This window comes from Aidingimonas halophila (genome assembly GCF_900106955.1).
Lineage (GTDB): Bacteria > Pseudomonadota > Gammaproteobacteria > Pseudomonadales > Halomonadaceae > Aidingimonas > Aidingimonas halophila.
In genome coordinates, this window is the sequence record NZ_FNNI01000008.1 from 62,824 (window position 1) to 82,093 (window position 19,270).

General features: G+C 60.3%; 15 protein-coding genes and 1 CRISPR repeat array. Of the genes, 10 read left to right on the plus strand and 5 right to left on the minus strand.

All coding sequences use genetic code 11. From position 1 onward, the window contains the following. Positions 1–26: 26 nt before the first annotated feature. Complete coding sequence (locus BLW01_RS15615; RefSeq protein ID WP_092571383.1) at positions 27–893, minus strand: WYL domain-containing protein; 867 nt, start codon at positions 891–893, stop codon at positions 27–29. 145 nt (positions 894–1,038) lie between these two features. On the opposite strand from BLW01_RS15615, the gene BLW01_RS15620 reads away from it, so the two are divergent. The 10 genes from BLW01_RS15620 to BLW01_RS15665 all read left to right on the plus strand — a co-directional run bounded on the left by BLW01_RS15620 (position 1,039) and on the right by BLW01_RS15665 (position 15,822). Next, positions 1,039–3,726: a CRISPR-associated helicase/endonuclease Cas3 gene (locus BLW01_RS15620; protein WP_092571384.1), complete on the plus strand. Its 2,688-nt coding sequence runs from the start codon at positions 1,039–1,041 to the stop codon at positions 3,724–3,726. 343 nt (positions 3,727–4,069) lie between these two features. Beyond that, on the plus strand, positions 4,070–5,761 hold the full coding sequence (gene casA / locus BLW01_RS15625) for a type I-E CRISPR-associated protein Cse1/CasA (protein ID WP_092571386.1): 1,692 nt from the start codon (positions 4,070–4,072) through the stop codon (positions 5,759–5,761). Next, positions 5,758–6,417 (plus strand): type I-E CRISPR-associated protein Cse2/CasB, encoded by a 660-nt coding sequence (gene casB, locus BLW01_RS15630; protein ID WP_092571388.1) that lies wholly within the window; start codon positions 5,758–5,760, stop codon positions 6,415–6,417. Before casA ends, casB begins: the two co-directional genes overlap by 4 nt. A 45-nt stretch (positions 6,418–6,462) precedes the next feature. Then, positions 6,463–7,536, plus strand: a complete 1,074-nt coding sequence (gene cas7e / locus BLW01_RS15635; protein ID WP_092571390.1) for a type I-E CRISPR-associated protein Cas7/Cse4/CasC — start codon at positions 6,463–6,465, stop codon at positions 7,534–7,536. A gap of 10 nt (positions 7,537–7,546) precedes the next feature. After that, positions 7,547–8,299, plus strand: coding sequence for a type I-E CRISPR-associated protein Cas5/CasD (gene cas5e / locus BLW01_RS15640; protein WP_092571392.1), 753 nt, complete (start codon positions 7,547–7,549; stop codon positions 8,297–8,299). After that, positions 8,299–8,991, plus strand: a complete 693-nt coding sequence (gene cas6e / locus BLW01_RS15645) for a type I-E CRISPR-associated protein Cas6/Cse3/CasE (protein ID WP_092571394.1) — start codon at positions 8,299–8,301, stop codon at positions 8,989–8,991. Before cas5e ends, cas6e begins: the two co-directional genes overlap by 1 nt. Before the next feature lie 8 nt (positions 8,992–8,999). After that, entirely contained in the window at positions 9,000–9,920 is a 921-nt protein-coding gene (gene cas1e / locus BLW01_RS15650; protein WP_092571396.1) for a type I-E CRISPR-associated endonuclease Cas1e, read from the plus strand. A gap of 2 nt (positions 9,921–9,922) precedes the next feature. Beyond that, the gene (gene cas2e, locus BLW01_RS15655; protein WP_092571398.1) at positions 9,923–10,216 is read left to right on the plus strand and encodes a type I-E CRISPR-associated endoribonuclease Cas2e; all 294 of its coding nucleotides are present in this window, start codon (positions 9,923–9,925) and stop codon (positions 10,214–10,216) included. Positions 10,217–10,326: 110 nt separating this feature from the next. Further along, a CRISPR array of direct repeats spans positions 10,327–13,404; the repeat unit is 29 nt; unit sequence CCGATCCCCGCAGGCGCGGGGCTCAACCG. A 443-nt stretch (positions 13,405–13,847) separates the two neighbouring features. After that, a complete protein-coding gene (locus BLW01_RS15660) occupies positions 13,848–15,272 on the plus strand; it encodes an APC family permease (protein ID WP_092571400.1) in 1,425 nt (474 codons plus the stop codon). Between the two features lie 76 nt (positions 15,273–15,348). Next, positions 15,349–15,822, plus strand: coding sequence for a TspO/MBR family protein (locus tag BLW01_RS15665; protein WP_092571402.1), 474 nt, complete (start codon positions 15,349–15,351; stop codon positions 15,820–15,822). Here the strand turns inward: BLW01_RS15665 and BLW01_RS15670 are convergent. Genes BLW01_RS15670 through BLW01_RS15685 form a run of 4 tightly spaced genes read right to left on the minus strand, consistent with a single transcriptional unit; the run spans position 15,815 to position 19,258 of the window. Next, positions 15,815–16,513, minus strand: coding sequence for a DUF2334 domain-containing protein (locus tag BLW01_RS15670; protein WP_092571403.1), 699 nt, complete (start codon positions 16,511–16,513; stop codon positions 15,815–15,817). The two genes, BLW01_RS15665 and BLW01_RS15670, sit on opposite strands and share 8 nt — an antisense overlap. Then, the gene (locus tag BLW01_RS15675; protein WP_092571405.1) at positions 16,510–17,643 is read right to left on the minus strand and encodes a glycosyltransferase; all 1,134 of its coding nucleotides are present in this window, start codon (positions 17,641–17,643) and stop codon (positions 16,510–16,512) included. The genes BLW01_RS15670 and BLW01_RS15675 overlap by 4 nt, the downstream gene beginning before the upstream one ends. Further along, positions 17,640–18,818, minus strand: coding sequence for a sulfotransferase domain-containing protein (locus tag BLW01_RS15680; protein ID WP_092571407.1), 1,179 nt, complete (start codon positions 18,816–18,818; stop codon positions 17,640–17,642). The genes BLW01_RS15675 and BLW01_RS15680 overlap by 4 nt, the downstream gene beginning before the upstream one ends. Beyond that, on the minus strand, positions 18,815–19,258 hold the full coding sequence (locus tag BLW01_RS15685; protein ID WP_175529870.1) for a GtrA family protein: 444 nt from the start codon (positions 19,256–19,258) through the stop codon (positions 18,815–18,817). The genes BLW01_RS15680 and BLW01_RS15685 overlap by 4 nt, the downstream gene beginning before the upstream one ends. Positions 19,259–19,270 lie beyond the last annotated feature (12 nt).

Consider the following 19,270-nt stretch of genomic DNA (forward strand, 5'->3'; position numbering starts at 1 on the left):
GGGAAGCAAATGGGGGAGTTGATGGACTACCAATGGATCCACTCAGAGAGCTCGGCACGGTTGGCGATCTCGATCTGTTGCGCGCGCGGCTCGGGTTCTGAATGGTTCGGGTTCACGCCTATCGTCAGCAGGGCATAAAGGACCAGCGGGCCTCGGCAGTTCAGCACCAGACGACCGGCTTCCATGCCGTAATCGGCTTCGATGAGTCGTCGTTCGGCTTCAGGCAAGCGTTGGTCAGGGATCAAACAGACATCGACATAGGTTTGCCAATCCTGGTCATGAGTTTGATCGTGCGTTCCTAACATCGCACCACAGGCTTCGGGAATGTCACGAAAGCGGCTCAGTACGAAATCCCGGTAATCCTGATGTTTTTCGCAAAAGGCGCGAACATGCCAGCGCCCGGCGGCAAACACCAAGGTGTGAGGCACAATGATACGGTCTTCCCCTTCGGGAGCCCGAAACGAGGCGTAATTCACTTCCAACCGCTCGTTTTGCCTGGCTGCCTTGACCAGGGCGCGAACCACGGCCGGTGATAACTGGCGACTGGGTAACGGCAGCGATTCGGTGTTGGCGACGCCGATTCCCAATCCGGCAAACGGAGAGTCGAGTTGTGTATTGGACCCCAGGAAATGTAAATACTCTTCCACTTTGCCCAGCGTATAACAGGGTTGAAAAGTATCCTGTGGAATAAAGCCTTTCCGTGAATTGTCGTATATCAGGTTAGCGGGCGCTTGCTTACGATATTGGCGAATCATCTTCTGGGCCTGCTGTCGCCCTATATCAAAGGCAGTCCCCAGTTGTGATGCCGTGATACGTCCTTCCCATAACGCCAGAATTTCTATCAGCCGATAACGTGCCAGTATGTCCCATGGCAACGACGTTGTTTCCGTCATATATGATTCCCCGCCGTACCTGAATTATTCACTCTCGGGCCCATGAACCGGGCTGAAAACTGTGCTGGTTCGATATACATCGTTGGCAGGATACAACACAGAGTGCTTATATGTTTCTAATCAATAATAACCGCAGGGAAGTGAAATGTTGCAATATCGGTATTGGGCAAAAGCCAAACCAGGAGGCGAGGGAGCACAATGCCATTTGCTGCCTTACCACAGTCTGGACGTGGCTGCTGTGGGCTGGCTGCTTCTGGCACCGGAGCGCCCACTGACGCAATTGCTGGCGGCTCGCCTCGATTTGCCTCCCGAAACACTTCGGCGTTTGTTCGTTTTCTTACTCGGCTTGCATGATATCGGCAAGTTTTCGCGGGCATTTCAAGGTTTGGCTAGCCCAGAGGGCGTCAGTCTGGTGCCTGCACTTGAGCGCTACGCGTATACCGCGCGCCATGACCAGTTGGGGGCCGTACTATGGCAAGCCCACTGGTTGGAATGGTTGCGTGATGACACGCTGCAATGGCCTGGCGATATTCCTCCACGTCGTGAACGTCATCAGTTGAGTGAGACCTTGCGTGTATTGCTGGCGCCGATGTTCGGCCACCATGGCCAGCCAGTGGAAGCCGGTAATAGTGAGGTGCGAGCATTTTTCGGTCATGACGGTGTTGCCGATGATATCGAGGCCGCACGTCAGTTCGTCAACGATTGGGCGGCTTTCATGCCTCCGTCATGGCCAGTGGAAAAACTGGTATCCGAGGCGTGGTGTGACACTCTGCGTGCCTTGAGTTGGACCATTGCGGGATGGGCTACCCTCAGCGATTGGCTGGGGTCGAATCGCGATCATTTCGCGTATTGCCAAGATGAGATGCCGCTGGGTGACTACTGGCCAATGGCCCTGGAGCGTGCGCAGCAAGCGCTCCAGGAAAGTGGCTTTGCGCAGACTCCCGAGCCGGTAGCGTATGCGGGTCTATCCAGTTGGTTTGACGGAAAGTCGATTACGCCGACCCCGCTTCAGCGGGAAGCCGAAACCTTGCCCATCGGTGATGGCCCCCAGTTGTTCATCCTCGAGGACGTGACTGGCGCTGGCAAGACCGAGGCGGCTTGCATCCTCGCCCAGCGGTTGCTGGCAGCGGGTCACGGTGAGGGGCTGTACTTCGCCTTGCCGACCATGGCGACCTCCAATGCCATGTATGAACGATTGGGGAATTTGCATCAACGCTTCTATGCCGAGGTATCTCGGCCTTCCTTCGTGCTGGCCCATGGCGCCCGTGAACTGAACGATACCTTCGTGAAGGCCGTGGCAGCGGAGCAGCCGGGGGATCAGGACTACGCGGCCGATGACATGACGGCTACCACGCGCTGCAATCGCTGGTTGGCTGACTCACGTAAAAAATCACTGCTGGCCGATGTTGGAGTAGGCACCATCGATCAGGCATTGATGGGACTATTGCCTTTTCGCCATCAGACGCTGCGTCTTTATGGCTTGGCGCGCAAGGTGTTAATCGTCGATGAAGTGCATGCCTACGACCATTACATGCAGACGCTGCTCAGCCAACTGCTGGCGCATCATGCCCGGCAGGGCGGTAGCGCCATTTTGCTGACAGCGACCTTGCCACGCGGCATGCGCGAAGAGCTCGCGATGGCATGGAGCCAGGGGCTGGGACAAGGGCCGGCGTCGCTTCAGGCGGATAAGTTCCCGTTGCTGACTCAAGTTGGCCCGGAAGGCCAGCGCGAAGTCCCGCTCGCCACGCGCCCGGAGGTAACGCGGGAGGTCGGCATCGACTGGCTGACCACGGAGGAGCAGGCGCTTGAGATGGTGATGGCAGCGGTGGACTCGGGAGAATGCGTCGCCTGGGTACGCAACACCGTGGATGACGCCATCCGAGCCTACGAGCAGCTCTGTCAGCGCCATCCCGATCCCGAGCGGTGCCTATTGTTTCATAGCCGATTCGCCATGGCGGACCGTCAGCGCATTGAATCGAGTGTTATTGAGCGGCTGGGCAAACCTTCCACCGCCGGCCAGCGCCAGGGGCAGGTGTTGATCAGTACGCAAGTCTTCCAGGAATCGCTCGATTGTGATGTTGACCATATGGTCAGCGACCTGGCGCCCATCGACCTGCTGATCCAGCGTGCTGGCCGTTTGCAGCGTCATGAGCGGGGCGTGCGTCGTACACCAGAGGTTTCCATCCTTGCCCCTGAGTGGTGCGAAACGCCGGATGCTCAATGGCTCAAGCGTGTGCTACCAGGTACGCAGGCTGTGTACCGCGATACATCTCTACTGTGGCTGACCCAGCGTGTATTGCGTGAGTTGGGCGCGATTCGGATGCCCGACGAGGCACGTGCCCTGATCGAAAGCGTTTACGGGAAGGTCGCCGGCCTAGTGCCGGATGACTTGCAGGAGGCACGTTGGGAGCAGCGTGGAATGCAAGGCGTAGCGGTCTCGATGGCCAACTTCAATGCACTCGATCTGGCGCAGGGCTATCTTCGGCACCCTGAGTTCGACCAATGGCAAGAAGAGCAGGAAATCGGCACGCGCTTGGTGGATGAGCCGACGGTCAATGTCGTTCTACTCAAGTACACGCCCGGTGATGAGCTATCGCTTTGGGCCGAGGACGAGCGTCACGCCGACATGCTCAGCCAGGTCAAACTGCGCCAGAGCCAGGCGCAAAAGCTGGCGGAGCTACCGTGCGATTTCCAGTCTCAATGGGAAACCCTTCAGGAGCGTTACAAGGCGCTGCGCTTCACCCAGCCTTGGCTGGTCGCAGCCGATTCCAACTGTACCTATGACGCCCAGTGGGGCGTGAGGTTTTCAAGGGAAGGAGAAAATCCCCGCTGACGCGGGGAACGGGTTGGCGTATAGGCCAGTAACGGGTCATCCCCATTTAGATGAGGAACCGTGCCGATGATCTCACTCTTTGGGTTTGAGCGTCCACGCGAGAGTCTTTTAGATCATGCTCTACGTGTTTTTAGGTTTAGGCTAGTAACTTGCATTAAGTTGTTGGTCGAGGTTATCCTCAGGCTGTTATGTGCTTATGAGGAGCTCTGGTCGTGCGTAACTGGCTTGAGGAAGCGTTCTGGAAGATTGGCGAATGGGACTGGGTGAGCATCGTCGTGAAGACTGCCTGTTTCTCTATCCCGCGAGTGGTTGTTCGTCTCATTAAAAGGAGGGAAAAGAGGTAATGAACCTGCTCAACGATCCATGGCTGCCTTTCCTGACCAGGGAAGGCGCCACCGTTTACCGACCGCCTTGCGCAGTAGCCGACCCCGAGATTACCGATCTCGCGCTGCCCCGGGCGGATTTCCAGGGGGCCGCCTACCAGTTCCTGATTGGCTTGTTGCAAACCGCGTTGCCGCCGCAAGACAACGGCGAATGGCTGGATCGCTTTATTGAGCCACCCGGCGCCGATGAGTTGACGGCGGCTTTTGCGCCTCTTACTGCCGCCTTCGAGCTGAAAGGCGATGGCCCTCGCTTTATGCAGGACCTAGACTCGCTCGATGACGTTAAGGAGGCCACTGTCAGTGGGCTATTGATCGATGCGCCTGGGGCGAATGGTATCAAGAACAACACTGATTTCTTCGTCAAACGTGGGCGGGTCGAGACGATGTGCGAGGACTGCGCCGCCTTGGCGCTGTTCACCATGCAGATCAATGCACCGGCTGGTGGGGCGGGCATTCGCGTCGGTCTGCGAGGCGGCGGACCATTGACCACACTGGTATTGCCGGAGGCAGCCGATGCTAGCCTGTGGTCTCGTCTATGGCTGAATGTGTTGACGCCCAAGGCGCTGACGCGGTCCGGGCAAGTATGGCAAGCACCACACGTTGATGATGACGCCTTGTTCCTGTGGATGGCACCGACCCGAGTCAGTGACAAGAAGGGCACGGAAGTCCTGCCCGACGGCATGCATCCACTGCATCCTTATTGGTCGATGCCGCGCCGTTTCCGGCTGCTGTTCGAGGATGCCCCGTGTCGTTGCGATATCTGTGGGCGGGATGCCACTCGCGTTGTACATCGTATCCGTGCCAAAAAACAAGGTGCCAACTACGACGGGCCTTGGCTGCATCCACTGACCCCGTATCGCCGTGATCCCAAAAAGCCGGACGAGCCGCCACTTTCCATCAAGGGGCAGCCGGGCGGCTTGGGATATCAGCATTGGCCGAACCTGATACTGCACGACCCCGACACTAGTGGTGCACTCCCTGCCGGGGTAGTGCAGGACTATATCGCTAAAAAAGTGATGTTGGTTGATGAGGAGCGTCGTGCAGGAGAGAACCTTGCCGCACTGCTCAAGCATGCTCGTCTATGGGCCTTCGGCTATGACATGGACAACATGAAACCCCGGGGCTGGTACAGCGTCGAGATGCCATTGGTGGCTGTGCCGCCCGCGCAACAGGAGCGGCTGCGTGACTGGGTGCAGCGTTTCACCGAACTAGCACGTCAGATCGCCTGGATGGTGCGTACTCAGGTCAAGAACGCCTGGTTCGCTCGTCCTTCCGAGGCCAAAGGTGATATGAGCCATATCGACCAACAGTTCTATGACGCCACGCAGAGCGCATTTTATCAGGTGCTGTTAGAGCTGCAGCAGGCGCTTCAGAGCCCTGAACCTACCGCACATATGCCCTCCGGCGTTGCCGAGCGTTGGTTTCGAACGCTCAGGCACCAGGCGCTGGCACAGTTTGAAACGCAAGCCTTGAGTGGTGCGCTGGAAGCCATGGACTTGCAGCGTGCCACGGCGGCACATCGCCAGTTGTTGAGCTTTCTGGGCGGGCATAGCAAGGGGAGCAAGGCCATTCGTCAATTTGCCGCAGACGGTGGCTTTGCATTGAAGCAGCCAGCCGCTGAAGCGGTCGCCAATAAAGAGGGCATGTCATGACAGAAACGGAGACTACAGCCGCACAACAAGAAGCGCCACCGCGCGTTCCCGAGCGGTTGTTTGCCATCGAGCGTCCTGAGGCCGACGCGCTGCGGCGTTGGTGGCAGCGTTTGACGTTGCCTGCCGTGGAATTGAAGGCGCAGACCGACGCGCCTCCTTGGCCCAAGGGGGTACGCGCCACCTTGCGGCGTTGCGACACCATCGAGGCGGCCATGCTGACCGAGGCTTTCCGTCATTTGTGGAACCAGCTTCCTACCGGGGACGAAAGCAACTCGTGGCAGCGTGATAGGTCACTTCAGGTTTGGGCCTGCATTGCGCTGGTGGTGGCCGAGCTTCGGGAAGAAAAGCCGGATAGACCGCTGGGGGCATGTCTCGGGGAGCAAAAGCGTGAAACCGGCAAGCCGCACATGAGTGAGCTGCGTTTCCAACAACTGATGGCCTGTCGTACGCCGGAAGAATTGGTCCAGCGTTTGCGCCGCGCGCTGGCGCTGGTTGACAGGCGAGGTGTAAGCGCCGTGCATCTCGCTGACAACATCGCGTTGTGGTGGCGTGAACACCACGGAATGTCATCAGCGAAACCGTCTCGTCGGCTGGGTTTTATCTGGGCCAACGATTACTTCGGCGCCACAGCGGGTTACCGCCACGAAAACGATTAAGACATTATTTTCTGAATCCAAGTTACTAACGCTAGGGAGCCAATCATGAGCCATTTCATTCAACTTCACCTGCTGACGTCTTATCCGCCCGCTAATCTCAATCGTGATGATCTCGGCCGGCCCAAAACCGCCTTGATGGGGGGCGCTAAACGCCTACGTGTCTCGTCACAAAGTTTGAAGCGCACTTGGCGCACTTCTGCTTTATTCGAAGAAGCGGTGGGTCAGCATCGCGGGCACCGCACTAAGCGTGTAGGCATTGAGGCTGAAAAACGGCTGATTGAAAAGGGTGTTGATGATAAGAAAGCGCGAGAGTGGGCCACGGAGATCGCCAAGGTCTTCGGTGACGTACCCAAGAATGAATTGGAAACTAGTCAGTTGGTTCACATCGGCCCCGAGGAGCAGGCCGCGGTCGATGCGCTGGTTGAGACGCTGGCCGCTGAAAATCGTGCGCCAGAGAAGGAAGATCTCACCCTGCTTCGTGACAAGCCCACGGCCGTTGATATTGCGCTGTTCGGTCGCATGCTGGCGGCGGAACCAAAATTCAACGTCGAGGCTGCTTGCCAAGTCGCGCATGCGATTACCGTGCATGCCGCCGAGGTCGAGGATGACTACTTTACGGCGGTAGACGACTTGAACGCGGGCGATGAGCACCGCGGTGCGGCACACGTTGGTGAAGCGGGATTCGGCGCAGGGTTGTTTTACAGCTATATCTGCATTGACCGTCAGCAATTGATCGAGAACTTGCAGGGTAACGAAGAGCTTGCCGACCGCGCCATCGCGGCATTGGTGGAGGCCTCGGTCAAGACATCGCCCAAGGGCAAACAGAACAGCTTTGGTTCCCGCGCGCATGCCAGCTATGTGCTGGCCGAGAAGGGCGACCAGCAACCCCGTTCACTCTCGACTGCTTTCCTGCGTCCTGTCATGGGTCAGGATCAATCATTGGATGCCATCAATCGACTAGAGCGTCAGGCCAAGGCTTTCGACGAAGCATATGATGTCGGCGCCGATCGTCGCTTCATTGTCACGGCAGAGCCCGATTATTCGGCTCCCCAACTGACGGGCAACGTAGCGACGGGGAGCTTCTCGGCTTTGGTCGACTTCCTTGGCGACGACCGATAAGGGGGCCGTCATGACGGAATATCTAGTCTTCCGGCTCTATGCGCCGCTCGCGAGTTGGGGCGAGGCAGCGGTGGGCGAGTCGCGACCCTCTGCCACATATCCGGGACGAGGTGCGATTATCGGGTTACTTGGGGCGGCGCTAGGTGTGCGGCGCGACGACGATGAGCGACAGCGTCAATTGCGCGAAAGCGTTTGTATCGCGGTCAAACAGCGCTCGCCGGGAACATTGTTGCGCGACTACCACACGGCGCAGGTGCCAGCGGCGCAGTCGAAAGTGACATACCATACCCGGCGCGATGAGCTGAATGCTCCACGCAAAGTCATCAATACCATTCTTTCCAGTCGTGACTATCGTTGCGACGGTTTGTGGACCGTTGCCGTGTGGCTGACTTCGCAGGCCACGCTCACTCTGAACGAGATGGAGCAGGCATTGAAAACGCCATATTTTCCGCTCTATCTAGGGCGCAAGGCATGCCCACCTGCCGGGCCCTTGGCGCCTCGACGAGAAACATGTGGATGCTTGCTTGATGCCTTGGATACGTCGTTTCCCCCGTTGTGCGGAACGGCGGATGAGGAGCGCCGCGTGCTTAATCTCCCCGACGAAACGTTGTACGCCTGGGAGGGCGATCCAAAACATTTGGATGGCTCCTTGGAAGGTAACGAATCCAATGATGTGTGGGATGAACCGCTCCATCGCCGGCGTTGGCAATTCGGGCCACGTGCCGAGTTCCGGCGTATTGTTGGTCAAGAGGAGGGCCGCTGATGTATCTATCTCGCGTCAAGGTCGATCTCAACGGCCTCTCTCGTGAAGCCTTGTTCGAGATCATGGGCGGTGGTGCTTATGCTGCCCACCAACTACTCTGGCGTTTATTTCCAGAGTACCAGGGATCGAGGCCGTTTCTGTTTCGCCAGGAAATGGAAGAGCCCGAGAATGGTGGGACACCGCGCGGCCTGCCGTTGTTCTATGTGCTCTCCGATCGGGAACCGGCTCCTCCCCCTGGATTGCTCGAGGCTCAGTGCAAACCGTTCACTCCGGTGCTCGAAGCGGGCGAGCAACTCGCTTTCCGGTTGCGTGCCAATCCCACTGTGGCGAAGTCGGTGGCGGGGAAGCGTGGTAAGCGCGCCGATGTCTTGATGGCAGCCAAGTACCCCTTCGAGGCGGGCAAGGAACGGACCAGCCAGGCCTGTATTGAGGCGATGGATGAGGCCGCTAGAGAGTGGCTGTCAGAACGCGCCGAGTCTTGTGGATTCCGTTTGCCGGTCAAGCCCGAAGTGGGGGGCTATCGTCAGCATGCTTTGCCAAAAGGCGAGGGCCGTCCCATTCGCTTTTCCAGCGTCGATTATGAAGGCTTACTGGAAGTGACCGACCCAGGGCGCCTGACCGAAACGTTGGCACATGGGGTCGGGCGTGCCAAGGCCTTTGGCTGTGGCCTGATAATGTTGCGAAGGCCATAGGAGGCGCCATGGGTTTCATTCCTTTGAAGCCCATTCCAGAGAAAGATCGCATGTCGATGATCTTCGTCGGGATGGGCCAGATCGACGTGCGCGATGGTGCCTTCGTCGTCATCGACGAGGTGAACGGTGAACGCATGCACATTCCCGTTGGGTCGGTGGCCTGTTTGCTGCTCGAGCCCGGCACTCGTGTGTCCCATGCCGCTGTTAAGTTAGCGGCTGTGGTTGGCACGTTATTGATATGGGTGGGTGATGCCGGCGTACGGTTATACAGTGCAGGCCAGCCTGGCGGGGCGCGTTCGGACAAACTTCTTTATCAAGCGCAATTGGCGTTGAATGACAAACTGCGCCTCAAGGTTGTCAGGAAGATGTTCGAAATGCGCTTTGGCGAAGAACCACCTTCGCGGCGTGGTGTCGATCAATTGCGTGGCATGGAAGGGGCTCGGGTACGCAAGACCTATCAGCTATTGGCGAAGCAATATGGCGTTAAATGGAAGGGTCGTCGCTATGACCCTACTCAATGGGATGCTTCCGACGTGGCCAACCAATGTCTGTCGGCCGCCACGGCTTGCCTTTACGGTATTACCGAAGCCGCAATCCTGGCAGCTGGCTACGCCCCCGCGATTGGTTTTTTGCATACCGGCAAGCCGTTGAGCTTTGTCTATGACATTGCCGACATCGTTAAATTCGAGACAGTCGTGCCGGCTGCGTTCCGAGTAGCCGCACGTAACCCACCAAGGCCTGAACGGGAAGTACGTATCGCCTGTCGCGATGCCTTTAAACAATCGCATTTACTGCAGCGTCTGATTCCAATGATCGAAGACGTTCTGGCCGCAGGCGATATTGAGCCTCCGCCGCCTGCTCCGGAAGCGGTTCCCCCGGCTATACCTGAACCCGAATCGGTAGGCGACGCAGGCCACAGGAGTCAGTGATCATGGCAATGCTCGTTGTGGTAACTGAAGCAGTGCCTCCGCGCCTTCGAGGACGGCTTGCGGTATGGTTGTTGGAAATCAGAGCCGGTGTTTACGTCGGTGATGTCAGCAAACGTATCCGCGAAATGGTTTGGGAACAAGTGGAAGTTTTGGCGGAGGAGGGGAATGTCGCTATGGCTTGGGCCAGTAACCATGAATCAGGCTTCGAATTCCAGACCTATGGAGACAGTCGCCGTGTGCCGATTGACCATGATGGGTTGCGTTTGGTGAGGTTTTTACCGCAAGAAAGTATCTAGCTGTTTTTGAAGGCTCTTTAAAAAATCAAGCTGATTGAAATTTGATCAAAATCGCTGGTGGAAATTCTGCTGGCGATTTTGTTCTTTATAAACAATAATCTACAATTAGTCCGATCCCCGCAGGCGCGGGGCTCAACCGAAACCGTCATGACCGCACAGCCTGACACCGATCCGATCCCCGCAGGCGCGGGGCTCAACCGTTCCCCGGCATTACGGCGTCGACATGGCCAGCCCGATCCCCGCAGGCGCGGGGCTCAACCGGATCGACCGGTGCTGCTGGAGAAGGGACAGCACCGATCCCCGCAGGCGCGGGGCTCAACCGTAGACGCCATCCTTTCCAATCTCGATCAACGTCCGATCCCCGCAGGCGCGGGGCTCAACCGCCAGCCTGAGATCCTTTCGGGAAGATGCCGTGCCGATCCCCGCAGGCGCGGGGCTCAACCGCGAGATCCAGACCTATGAGCAAGAACAGGCTGCCGATCCCCGCAGGCGCGGGGCTCAACCGGCTCAGGCGGTTGCCAAGATGATCGATCCGCCCCGATCCCCGCAGGCGCGGGGCTCAACCGAACTCCTTACCATAGCGATCAACCAGCGCAGTCCGATCCCCGCAGGCGCGGGGCTCAACCGCCTACAGCGTCCCGAAGCACTGGATTATTACGCCGATCCCCGCAGGCGCGGGGCTCAACCGCTGAATGTGGACGATACGCCCTGATTTGGCATCCGATCCCCGCAGGCGCGGGGCTCAACCGCGCCCGCTGCGTGCCGTGGGCAATGTCCTCGGCCGATCCCCGCAGGCGCGGGGCTCAACCGATTCATGATTTCATGAAATACACCAAGCCCCACCGATCCCCGCAGGCGCGGGGCTCAACCGGCTTGTCACGGAACGTGGTCTGCCACACGCCACCGATCCCCGCAGGCGCGGGGCTCAACCGTGATTGGCGAACTCAGCATTATGGATTCGACGCCGATCCCCGCAGGCGCGGGGCTCAACCGGCCTCATCGAGCCCACCGAGCACCTCGAGCTGCCGATCCCCGCAGGCGCGGGGCTCAACCGCTCGCTGTATAGCTGGTGCAGGGCGTTGTACACCGATCCCCGCAGGCGCGGGGCTCAACCGCATGATATCATCAACAGAACAGCGCACCTTGGCCGATCCCCGCAGGCGCGGGGCTCAACCGTTTTGGTACGCAACTGATCGCTGGTGTTTGCACCGATCCCCGCAGGCGCGGGGCTCAACCGGGAGCGGACAAATGGTCGTCGCCGTCTCTGTCCCGATCCCCGCAGGCGCGGGGCTCAACCGCATGCGATCGGCTTCATTCATCCTTCACCCGCCCGATCCCCGCAGGCGCGGGGCTCAACCGGACGACTACCGAAATACAGGGATCGACAGCAACCGATCCCCGCAGGCGCGGGGCTCAACCGACCTGGAGCGCCAGCCGTAATCATGGGCGTGTCCGATCCCCGCAGGCGCGGGGCTCAACCGCTTGATTAACGATAGCTTCTTGCGCTTCACAGCCGATCCCCGCAGGCGCGGGGCTCAACCGTTTTACGAGGTCGTAGAGGGCGGAACTCGGGACCGATCCCCGCAGGCGCGGGGCTCAACCGGATTCGCAGCACGACATATAGCGGAATTGCGGCCGATCCCCGCAGGCGCGGGGCTCAACCGTATCCTGACTTCTCCATACTCCACTTTCTGGGCCGATCCCCGCAGGCGCGGGGCTCAACCGGATCATGGGCGCGGCGCCGGTGCGAGTCAGCGCCGATCCCCGCAGGCGCGGGGCTCAACCGGTGCCGCCCACGCTGGGGAACAGCCACGCAGGCCGATCCCCGCAGGCGCGGGGCTCAACCAGTGACGCGAGGCATCGCGCCGTGGTTTGCGTACCGATCCCCGCAGGCGCGGGGCTCAACCGGCCAAGCGTGAAGCTGAGGAAGAACGGCAGCCCGATCCCCGCAGGCGCGGGGCTCAACCGCGCCCATTCCAGGCAGTTCTCGATGGCATCCGCCGATCCCCGCAGGCGCGGGGCTCAACCGCAATCGACTAATGCGCCAGGCCATCCGCAACTCCGATCCCCGCAGGCGCGGGGCTCAACCGATCACTGAACATACCGAGCCCCCTAGGCTCAACCGATCCCCGCAGGCGCGGGGCTCAACCGCTTTTGCTTTGCGCGTTAGCGGAGAATCCATGCCGATCCCCGCAGGCGCGGGGCTCAACCGGATATTGACGTAGGGACTGTCCCTGCTACAGGCCGATCCCCGCAGGCGCGGGGCTCAACCGCCCGCCTCCTGTTACCAGCCAATGGAATGCAACCGATCCCCGCAGGCGCGGGGCTCAACCGTATCGCGCGAAGCGTTCGACCACCTTCGCTCCCCGATCCCCGCAGGCGCGGGGCTCAACCGCCTTGGTGGGCCCGGCGACGGATAGCCCTTCCCCGATCCCCGCAGGCGCGGGGCTCAACCGTCGCGTGAGATCGAGCGAAAGGTCGTGCCCGTCCGATCCCCGCAGGCGCGGGGCTCAACCGGGTGGCGGTTGGTGCGGGATGATGGCATTAGACCGATCCCCGCAGGCGCGGGGCTCAACCTTCGCCGGCGTCAGTGAAATCGACGCCGAGCCCCCGATCCCCGCAGGCGCGGGGCTCAACCGCCGAGAAGCGCGCCGAAAAATTCAACGAATCGCCGATCCCCGCAGGCGCGGGGCTCAACCGACGGCGTCTCAGTCTGGAATAATGTGTTTCCGCCGATCCCCGCAGGCGCGGGGCTCAACCGTTCAATGGCCTTTTGGCGATGACTGATGAAGCCCGATCCCCGCAGGCGCGGGGCTCAACCGGCCGTCATCGGCAAGGAAAGCAGTGCGAGGGTCCGATCCCCGCAGGCGCGGGGCTCAACCGGCGCGCACCGCCACGAAGGCGCGGGCACGGGCCCGATCCCCGCAGGCGCGGGGCTCAACCGTTCTCTCTGTTCCTCAGCACCCAGGTTCCCAACCGATCCCCGCAGGCGTGGGGCTCAACCGCCAGTACAGCCACACAGCATCGAGCACGCCACCCGATCCCCGCAGGCGCGGGGCTCAACCGATTCCTTGCACAAGCGGGGTTTGAGGTCAATGCCGATCCCCGCAGGCGCGGGGCTCAACCGTACCCCAGGCACAAATTGGCGGCCGATGAAGACCGATCCCCGCAGGTGCGGGGCTTAATTAAAACTGGTTTGATAGTTGTTACCACCATGGTGGTCTACAGTATTTTCATCAAGGCGAGAATAGATACTAGGGAAGAGCAAGATGATTGATCCCAACGTAGTCTTAATGTCACTCCCACTATTGGCTTGTGTGGCGCTTCATGTTGCACTCATCTACCCACATCGCAACAAGCACTAATTTTTAGGTACTCCGTCAATGTGAGAAGTCCCTTCTTTAAGCACACTTCCGAGATATCATTAAAGCTCTCGACGACATTCGTCTTCTCTTGCCGCACACGCAGTCGAGTCAATCGTTTAGCTGACACGTTTCATCCGTTGGTATCACCCGGTTGTGGCTGGCGACCCTGTCAATTATATTGCTCGCCGTGTTGATAAAACCGATGCCGTCGGCTGAACATCACCGATGTGATGGCCTGATGTGAACCAATAATAGGGGCGGAGACGATGACAACGGATGTATCCCAGGGCGGGAAGTTGACCCGTGTGCTGGCCAGAAAGGATGTTCTCGCGTTGGCGTTCGGCGCGATGATCGGTTGGGGCTGGATCGTGATGACGGGCCAGTGGATTCAATCGGCAGGCAGTGCAGGCGCGATCACGGCGTTCGTGGTGGGCGGCATCGCCATCCTGCTGGTCGGGTTGACGTATGCGGAGCTGGCCTCGGCGATGCCGCAGGTCGGCGGCGAGCATGTCTACAGTTATCGGGCGTTGGGCCATTTTGCGTCGTTCATATGTACCTGGGCGATTGCGCTGGGTTATGTCAGCGTGGTGGCATTCGAGGCGGTGGCGTTGCCGACCGTGGTCGAACATTTGTTCCCCGGTTATTCGGTGGGATACCTCTGGACGATCGCCGGTTGGGAAGTGAATGCGTCCTGGGTGGCCGTTGGCGTGGTCGGTTCGCTGATCATGACGTGGATCAACTATGTCGGTATCCGCACCGTGGCACTGGTCCAGAAGTTGGTGACCCTGTTGATCATGGTCGTGGGCGTGATGTTCATCACCGGCGCGCTGTTCGAGGGCGAGCAGGCGACGATGGAGCCGCTGTTCAACACCTCGGAAGGGGTGATGGGCGGGATCATGGCGGTGATCATCATGGTGCCGTTCATGTTCGTCGGGTTCGATGTCATCCCTCAGGCAGCGGAAGAGATCAACCTGCCGTTCAAGGAAATCGGCCGGGTGCTGATGGTGTCGGTGCTGTTGGCGGTGTTCTGGTATGCGCTGATCATTCTGGGAACGTCGTTGATGCTCGATCCGGAGGCGCTGGGCGAAAGCTCGCTGGCGGTGCCGGATGCCATGCAGGCGGTGTTCCAGGCGCCCTGGGCAGGCAACCTGATGGTGCTGGCGGGGATCGCCGGTATCGTGACGAGTTGGAATGCCTTTTATGTCGGCGGCTCGCGGGCGATTTACGCGCTGGCTCATGCCGGTATGTTGCCTGCCTTTCTGGCCAAGCTGCATCCGAAGCACAAAACGCCGACCAATGCGATCTTCCTGATGGGGGCGCTGTCCTGTCTGGCGCCGTTCCTCGGTCGCCCGGCACTGGTGTGGCTGGTCGTCGCCGGTGGCTTGGGGATCGTCATTGCTTACCTGTTCGTGGCGCTGTCGTTCCTGGTACTGCGCCATCGTGAGCCAGAGCTGGAGCGGCCGTTCAAAGTGTCCAACGGCAAGTTGGTTGGCTGGGTGTCGATCCTGTTGTCGCTGGGGATGATCGCGCTATATATGCCGGGTAGCCCGTCGGCACTGGCGCCGTTGGAGTGGGGCATGTTCGCCGGCTGGATGCTGCTGGGGCTGGCGATGTATGCGTGGTCGCGCAATCGCTATGGTGTCGAGTTCAGTGCTCGCATGATGAATCGCGAACTGGCGGGCAAGAATTGATTCCTGACAAGTCATCGTCATCGCGTTGCTGTCATACTGGCGGCACCCTGAAGGACGTTGACGATGATGAGGTCGCATGACGGTATCGGCTCGCCAATCGCTGACCATCTTCCTGGGCTGGTTGCTGCTGGTGGCGTTGGTCTCGCTGAGCGGGATCGCTACGCCACCGGGAGCGTGGTACGCCGCCCTGGAAAAACCGCCCTTCACACCCCCGAATCTGCTGTTCCCGATCGCGTGGACACTGCTGTATCTACTGATGGCGGTGGCGGCTTGGCGTGTCACCTGCTTGTCGCCACCGGGCGGCCGCGTGCATTTTCTGTGGCCGTTCGTCGCGCAGTTGGTGGCCAATGCAATGTGGTCTCTGCTGTTTTTCGGCCTTCACTGGATGCTGGTGGCGCTGCTCGATCTGTTCGTGCTGCTGGCATTGCTGGGGCTGTCGATCCGTCGTTTCCGGCGGGTGTCGAAACTGGCGTCGTGGCTGTTGGTGCCATATCTGCTGTGGGTAGTCTTCGCCGGCTACCTCAACACGGCGCTGTGGTGGCTCAATTGAGGTGTCGCTGGTCGTAACGCCGGGATTGCCAGTCGCCCGCCAGTAGCCGCTGCATGTCGCCGGCCAGCCGCAGTTCGGGATCGTAGGGATGGATGCCGATGCGTAAGGGGCGATTGCGGTGTCGTGCCTGCCAGACCTGGACTCGGTTCCATTGTCGAAGTGCATGCTCCCGCCAGGCGGTGTCGGCTTCGAAGCCTACCAACGGCAGAGGGTCGAGATGGCCGCTCTGTGGATCGAGCAAGCCGCGAGTCACTTCGATGCGCTGATAGGGCTGCGTCCGGAGCCTGGACCTGGGAATCGAGCCCAACGCCCAGGCAGGCGGTACATAGGTGCTTGGCGCTTCGAGGCCGTTTTTACTGAACCAGGCGGCGGAGCGTCGCATGAGCGTGTCGATGCGGGGGCCGTCCAGGGCCAGGTGCTCGGCGGCCCGGCGTGATATCAAAGCGGCATGCAGACGGTGATAGAGTCCGCCCAGGCGTGAGGCGTGGTGGTGCCAGCCATGGGCTGCCAGTTCCATGCCTGATTGCTGCCAGTGGGCGAGCGTATCGATGTGTTCGTCCTGCCATGCGAGTCCGGGAACCACCAGCAGGGTAATGGCGTCGTGTCCCTGGTGTTGCAGGCTGTCGATGAGCGCCGCCACGCGAGGCATGGTGTGCGGCATGACATCGTGTATCGAGACTAGTGCTCTCATGAGCGGTTGCGGGCCTGTTCGGTCAGCACGCTCAGCCACTGTTCCAGCGTGTGATCGTTGAGTTGCAAGGCGGCATTCCGTGCGTGGGCCGCTACGGTGGCCATTGAGCCGGGCGGGTCGCTCTGCAGGCGTGCGATGGCATCACTCAGCGACTCCTGGTTTCTGATCTTGTAAAGCCCGGCTGCCAGTTGGGTCCAGTCATGGATGCCGGCGTTCTCCGATACCAGTGCCGGGCGGCCGCGTGCCATGGCCTCGAGGGCGATGGAGCCGAAGGTCTCCTGGTGCGAGGGCAACACCAGCAGACTCGACTCGTCGATCAGTGCTCGCAGGGAGTCGCGATCCAGCCAGCCCCGGTAGTCGAGATTGGGCAGTTCCGCCGCACCGGCTTCGACCCTGGCCTTCAACGGCCCGTCGCCACCGATCACGAAGCGGATCGAAGGCCATTGCCGAGCGGCGTCGAGAATGGCGTCGATATTCTTTTCCGCGGCCAGCCGACCGGCGAAACAGATCTGTTGCAGGCTATCCGGCAGCGGTGCCGGAGGCGTGTCCGCGAAGCTGCGCGCCAGCGGTGTCCCCATGACGTCGTACTGCTGGGCTCCCAGCTTCATGACGGTATCGCTCAGAGAGCGATTGTTGATCAGTACCGTACTGCTTCTCTGGCAAAGGAAGCGATTGGCGGAGCTCAGGCAGCCGGAGATCAGATGCCGTTTGAAGGGGCGCCAGTAGAGGTCGGCGAGCCCTTCGAAGTGGGTGTGGTAGGCGGAGATGAAGCCGCACTGGTTGCGACGGGCCATCCAGGGGCCGAGCAGGCCGTAGGGCCCGGGTGTCACGCTGACGATGACATGTGGCCGAATGCGCGACAGGGCACGTCGGATTTCCATGGGGTTCGGCGCCATGAGTTGCTGGGTGGCATCGCCCGGCAACGGGAAACGAAAGGGGTGGAAACCACTGGAGAGCCGCGGCTGCAGGATGTCGGCGCAATCGATGCGTGAGCGTAACTGTTCGATCAGGTCGTGATAGTAGGCGCCGGTGCCATTGCGTTCGGCCAAGGAGTCGGAGAAGAACGCGACACGCAGTCGATGAGTGGCGATGGATGGTTCAGGCTGGGCTAGTGTGGCGATATCGTTCACTCGGTGATCCTGATTCGCTGTGGTAGTGCGATGACTTGTTGATAACCCGGCCGCATGGCGGCTTCCATCGTATCATGCGGTATCGCCAGTGACTCGACCGTGTGCCGGTGCTGACTGGCGGTGCCGGCCGGCAATCGCTGGATGTGATCCGCCAGCTCGGGGCCCATGGGCTCCCCGATGCAAGCCAGTGCCCGCATGATAATCATGGACGGTCGTTCTCGCATGTCGTCCATGTCGATGACTACCCCCTGCGACAGTGACCAGTTAGCCATGGTTTCTCCCAGATGGTCGAGCGTCTCGGCGAACAGATTAAGGAAATATTGTTGAAATTTGATGTTATCCACGGAGGTACCGAACAACGGCCCGGCACTGGCGACGGAACTGAGCTGTGAACTGAGAGCGGTGGCGGGGTCGCGCACGCAGATCATGAACCGGGCCTCGGGAAACTGGCTGTGCAGCCCGGCAAGCCAGGACCCGAAGGCGGCGTTCTTCGACAGCAGGCGTCGTTGCTGACCATCGGCGTACAGGTGACGTTGCAGACTGCGCTCGTAGAAACGTAACAGGCGTCGGCGCCGGCCGGAGGGCATTCGGCGATCGAAATGGCCTAGCTCATACAGCCCCGGACTACCGGGAAATATCAGCATCAGAATGAAGCACCCACCGGCGGGCAGCAGGGTCAGGTAATCCTCTTCCGCGGCGTTGAGGCCGACATCGTGGATGGCGGCGAAGTCGCCGGTCATCCGTCGTGTCAGGGTGTCCACGATCCGTCGACCCCAACCGCCCAGGGCTCGGTCGAGCTTGCCGAGCCCGCTCAGGAGCTTGCGCTGGGTGATCGAGGGAGCCAGCAGGGCCTCCCAGGTGGTGACCGTGGTATAGCGCTGGCTGTCCACGGCCAGGGTACGATGCAGGAAAGTGGTACCACTGCGAGGAATACCGGTGATGAACAGCGCGCGGCCGACCTCGACGCGCCGGTAGCTCGGAAACAGGACCTCGTCCAGCAACAGGCAGAGGGCGTGTCCTGTCTGGACGAGCAAGAACAGAGGAAATCCCACCATCAGGAGCAGGGCGCGTCGGGGGCGCATCGGGGCACACGGGTCGCGCCAGGCAACCAGGGCGCGACCCCACCACCGCAGATGCAGGGCCAGGCTTTCGAGCAGGGTGATGACCGTGGTCATGAGTGGTGGAACACCAGCTTGTGAGAGACGAAGAAGTTGAAGCACATACCGGCCACGCCGCCGATCCAGATACCCAGCAGAGGGAGCCAGAAGACCTTGTCCGGATTCAGGCCGGCTTGCCCACCCAGCAGGATGACGAGGGCAAAGAGGGCGTAATTGAGAACCCCGCCGGTGGCGTGGACGGCGAAAAAGCGCATCAGGTCACCGAGGATGCCACGCAGACGTTGGTAGAAGTGAAACGTGAAATGGCGGTTCAGGAAGTAGCCGACCGTCATCGCCAGGCCATACGAGATGACGCGAGACAGGTAAAGATTGAGATCGACCCCATCATGCAGCGTGTACAGGCCGGCAATGTCGATCAGGGCGATGGTCCCGCCGACCAGAGCGAAACGCAGAAAGGTGGCGCGCCGACTGGTGGAATGAAGCAAGCGTTTCAACATGCGATCCATGAT

Bases quoted from the DNA above. Each gene is read 5' to 3' on its own strand.
- BLW01_RS15680 (WP_092571407.1), bottom strand. From the start codon at position 18,818: ATGACCACGGTCATCACCCTGCTCGAAAGCCTGGCCCTGCATCTGCGG.
- BLW01_RS15620 (WP_092571384.1), top strand. From the start codon at position 1,039: ATGTTGCAATATCGGTATTGGGCAAAAGCCAAACCAGGAGGCGAGGGA.
- BLW01_RS15670 (WP_092571403.1), bottom strand. From the start codon at position 16,513: ATGAGAGCACTAGTCTCGATACACGATGTCATGCCGCACACCATGCCT.
- casB (WP_092571388.1), top strand. From the start codon at position 5,758: ATGACAGAAACGGAGACTACAGCCGCACAACAAGAAGCGCCACCGCGC.
- BLW01_RS15685 (WP_175529870.1), bottom strand. From the start codon at position 19,258: ATGTTGAAACGCTTGCTTCATTCCACCAGTCGGCGCGCCACCTTTCTG.
- cas5e (WP_092571392.1), top strand. From the start codon at position 7,547: ATGACGGAATATCTAGTCTTCCGGCTCTATGCGCCGCTCGCGAGTTGG.
- cas1e (WP_092571396.1), top strand. From the start codon at position 9,000: ATGGGTTTCATTCCTTTGAAGCCCATTCCAGAGAAAGATCGCATGTCG.
- BLW01_RS15665 (WP_092571402.1), top strand. From the start codon at position 15,349: ATGACGGTATCGGCTCGCCAATCGCTGACCATCTTCCTGGGCTGGTTG.
- cas6e (WP_092571394.1), top strand. From the start codon at position 8,299: ATGTATCTATCTCGCGTCAAGGTCGATCTCAACGGCCTCTCTCGTGAA.
- BLW01_RS15660 (WP_092571400.1), top strand. From the start codon at position 13,848: ATGACAACGGATGTATCCCAGGGCGGGAAGTTGACCCGTGTGCTGGCC.
- cas7e (WP_092571390.1), top strand. From the start codon at position 6,463: ATGAGCCATTTCATTCAACTTCACCTGCTGACGTCTTATCCGCCCGCT.
- cas2e (WP_092571398.1), top strand. From the start codon at position 9,923: ATGGCAATGCTCGTTGTGGTAACTGAAGCAGTGCCTCCGCGCCTTCGA.
- casA (WP_092571386.1), top strand. From the start codon at position 4,070: ATGAACCTGCTCAACGATCCATGGCTGCCTTTCCTGACCAGGGAAGGC.
- BLW01_RS15615 (WP_092571383.1), bottom strand. From the start codon at position 893: ATGACGGAAACAACGTCGTTGCCATGGGACATACTGGCACGTTATCGG.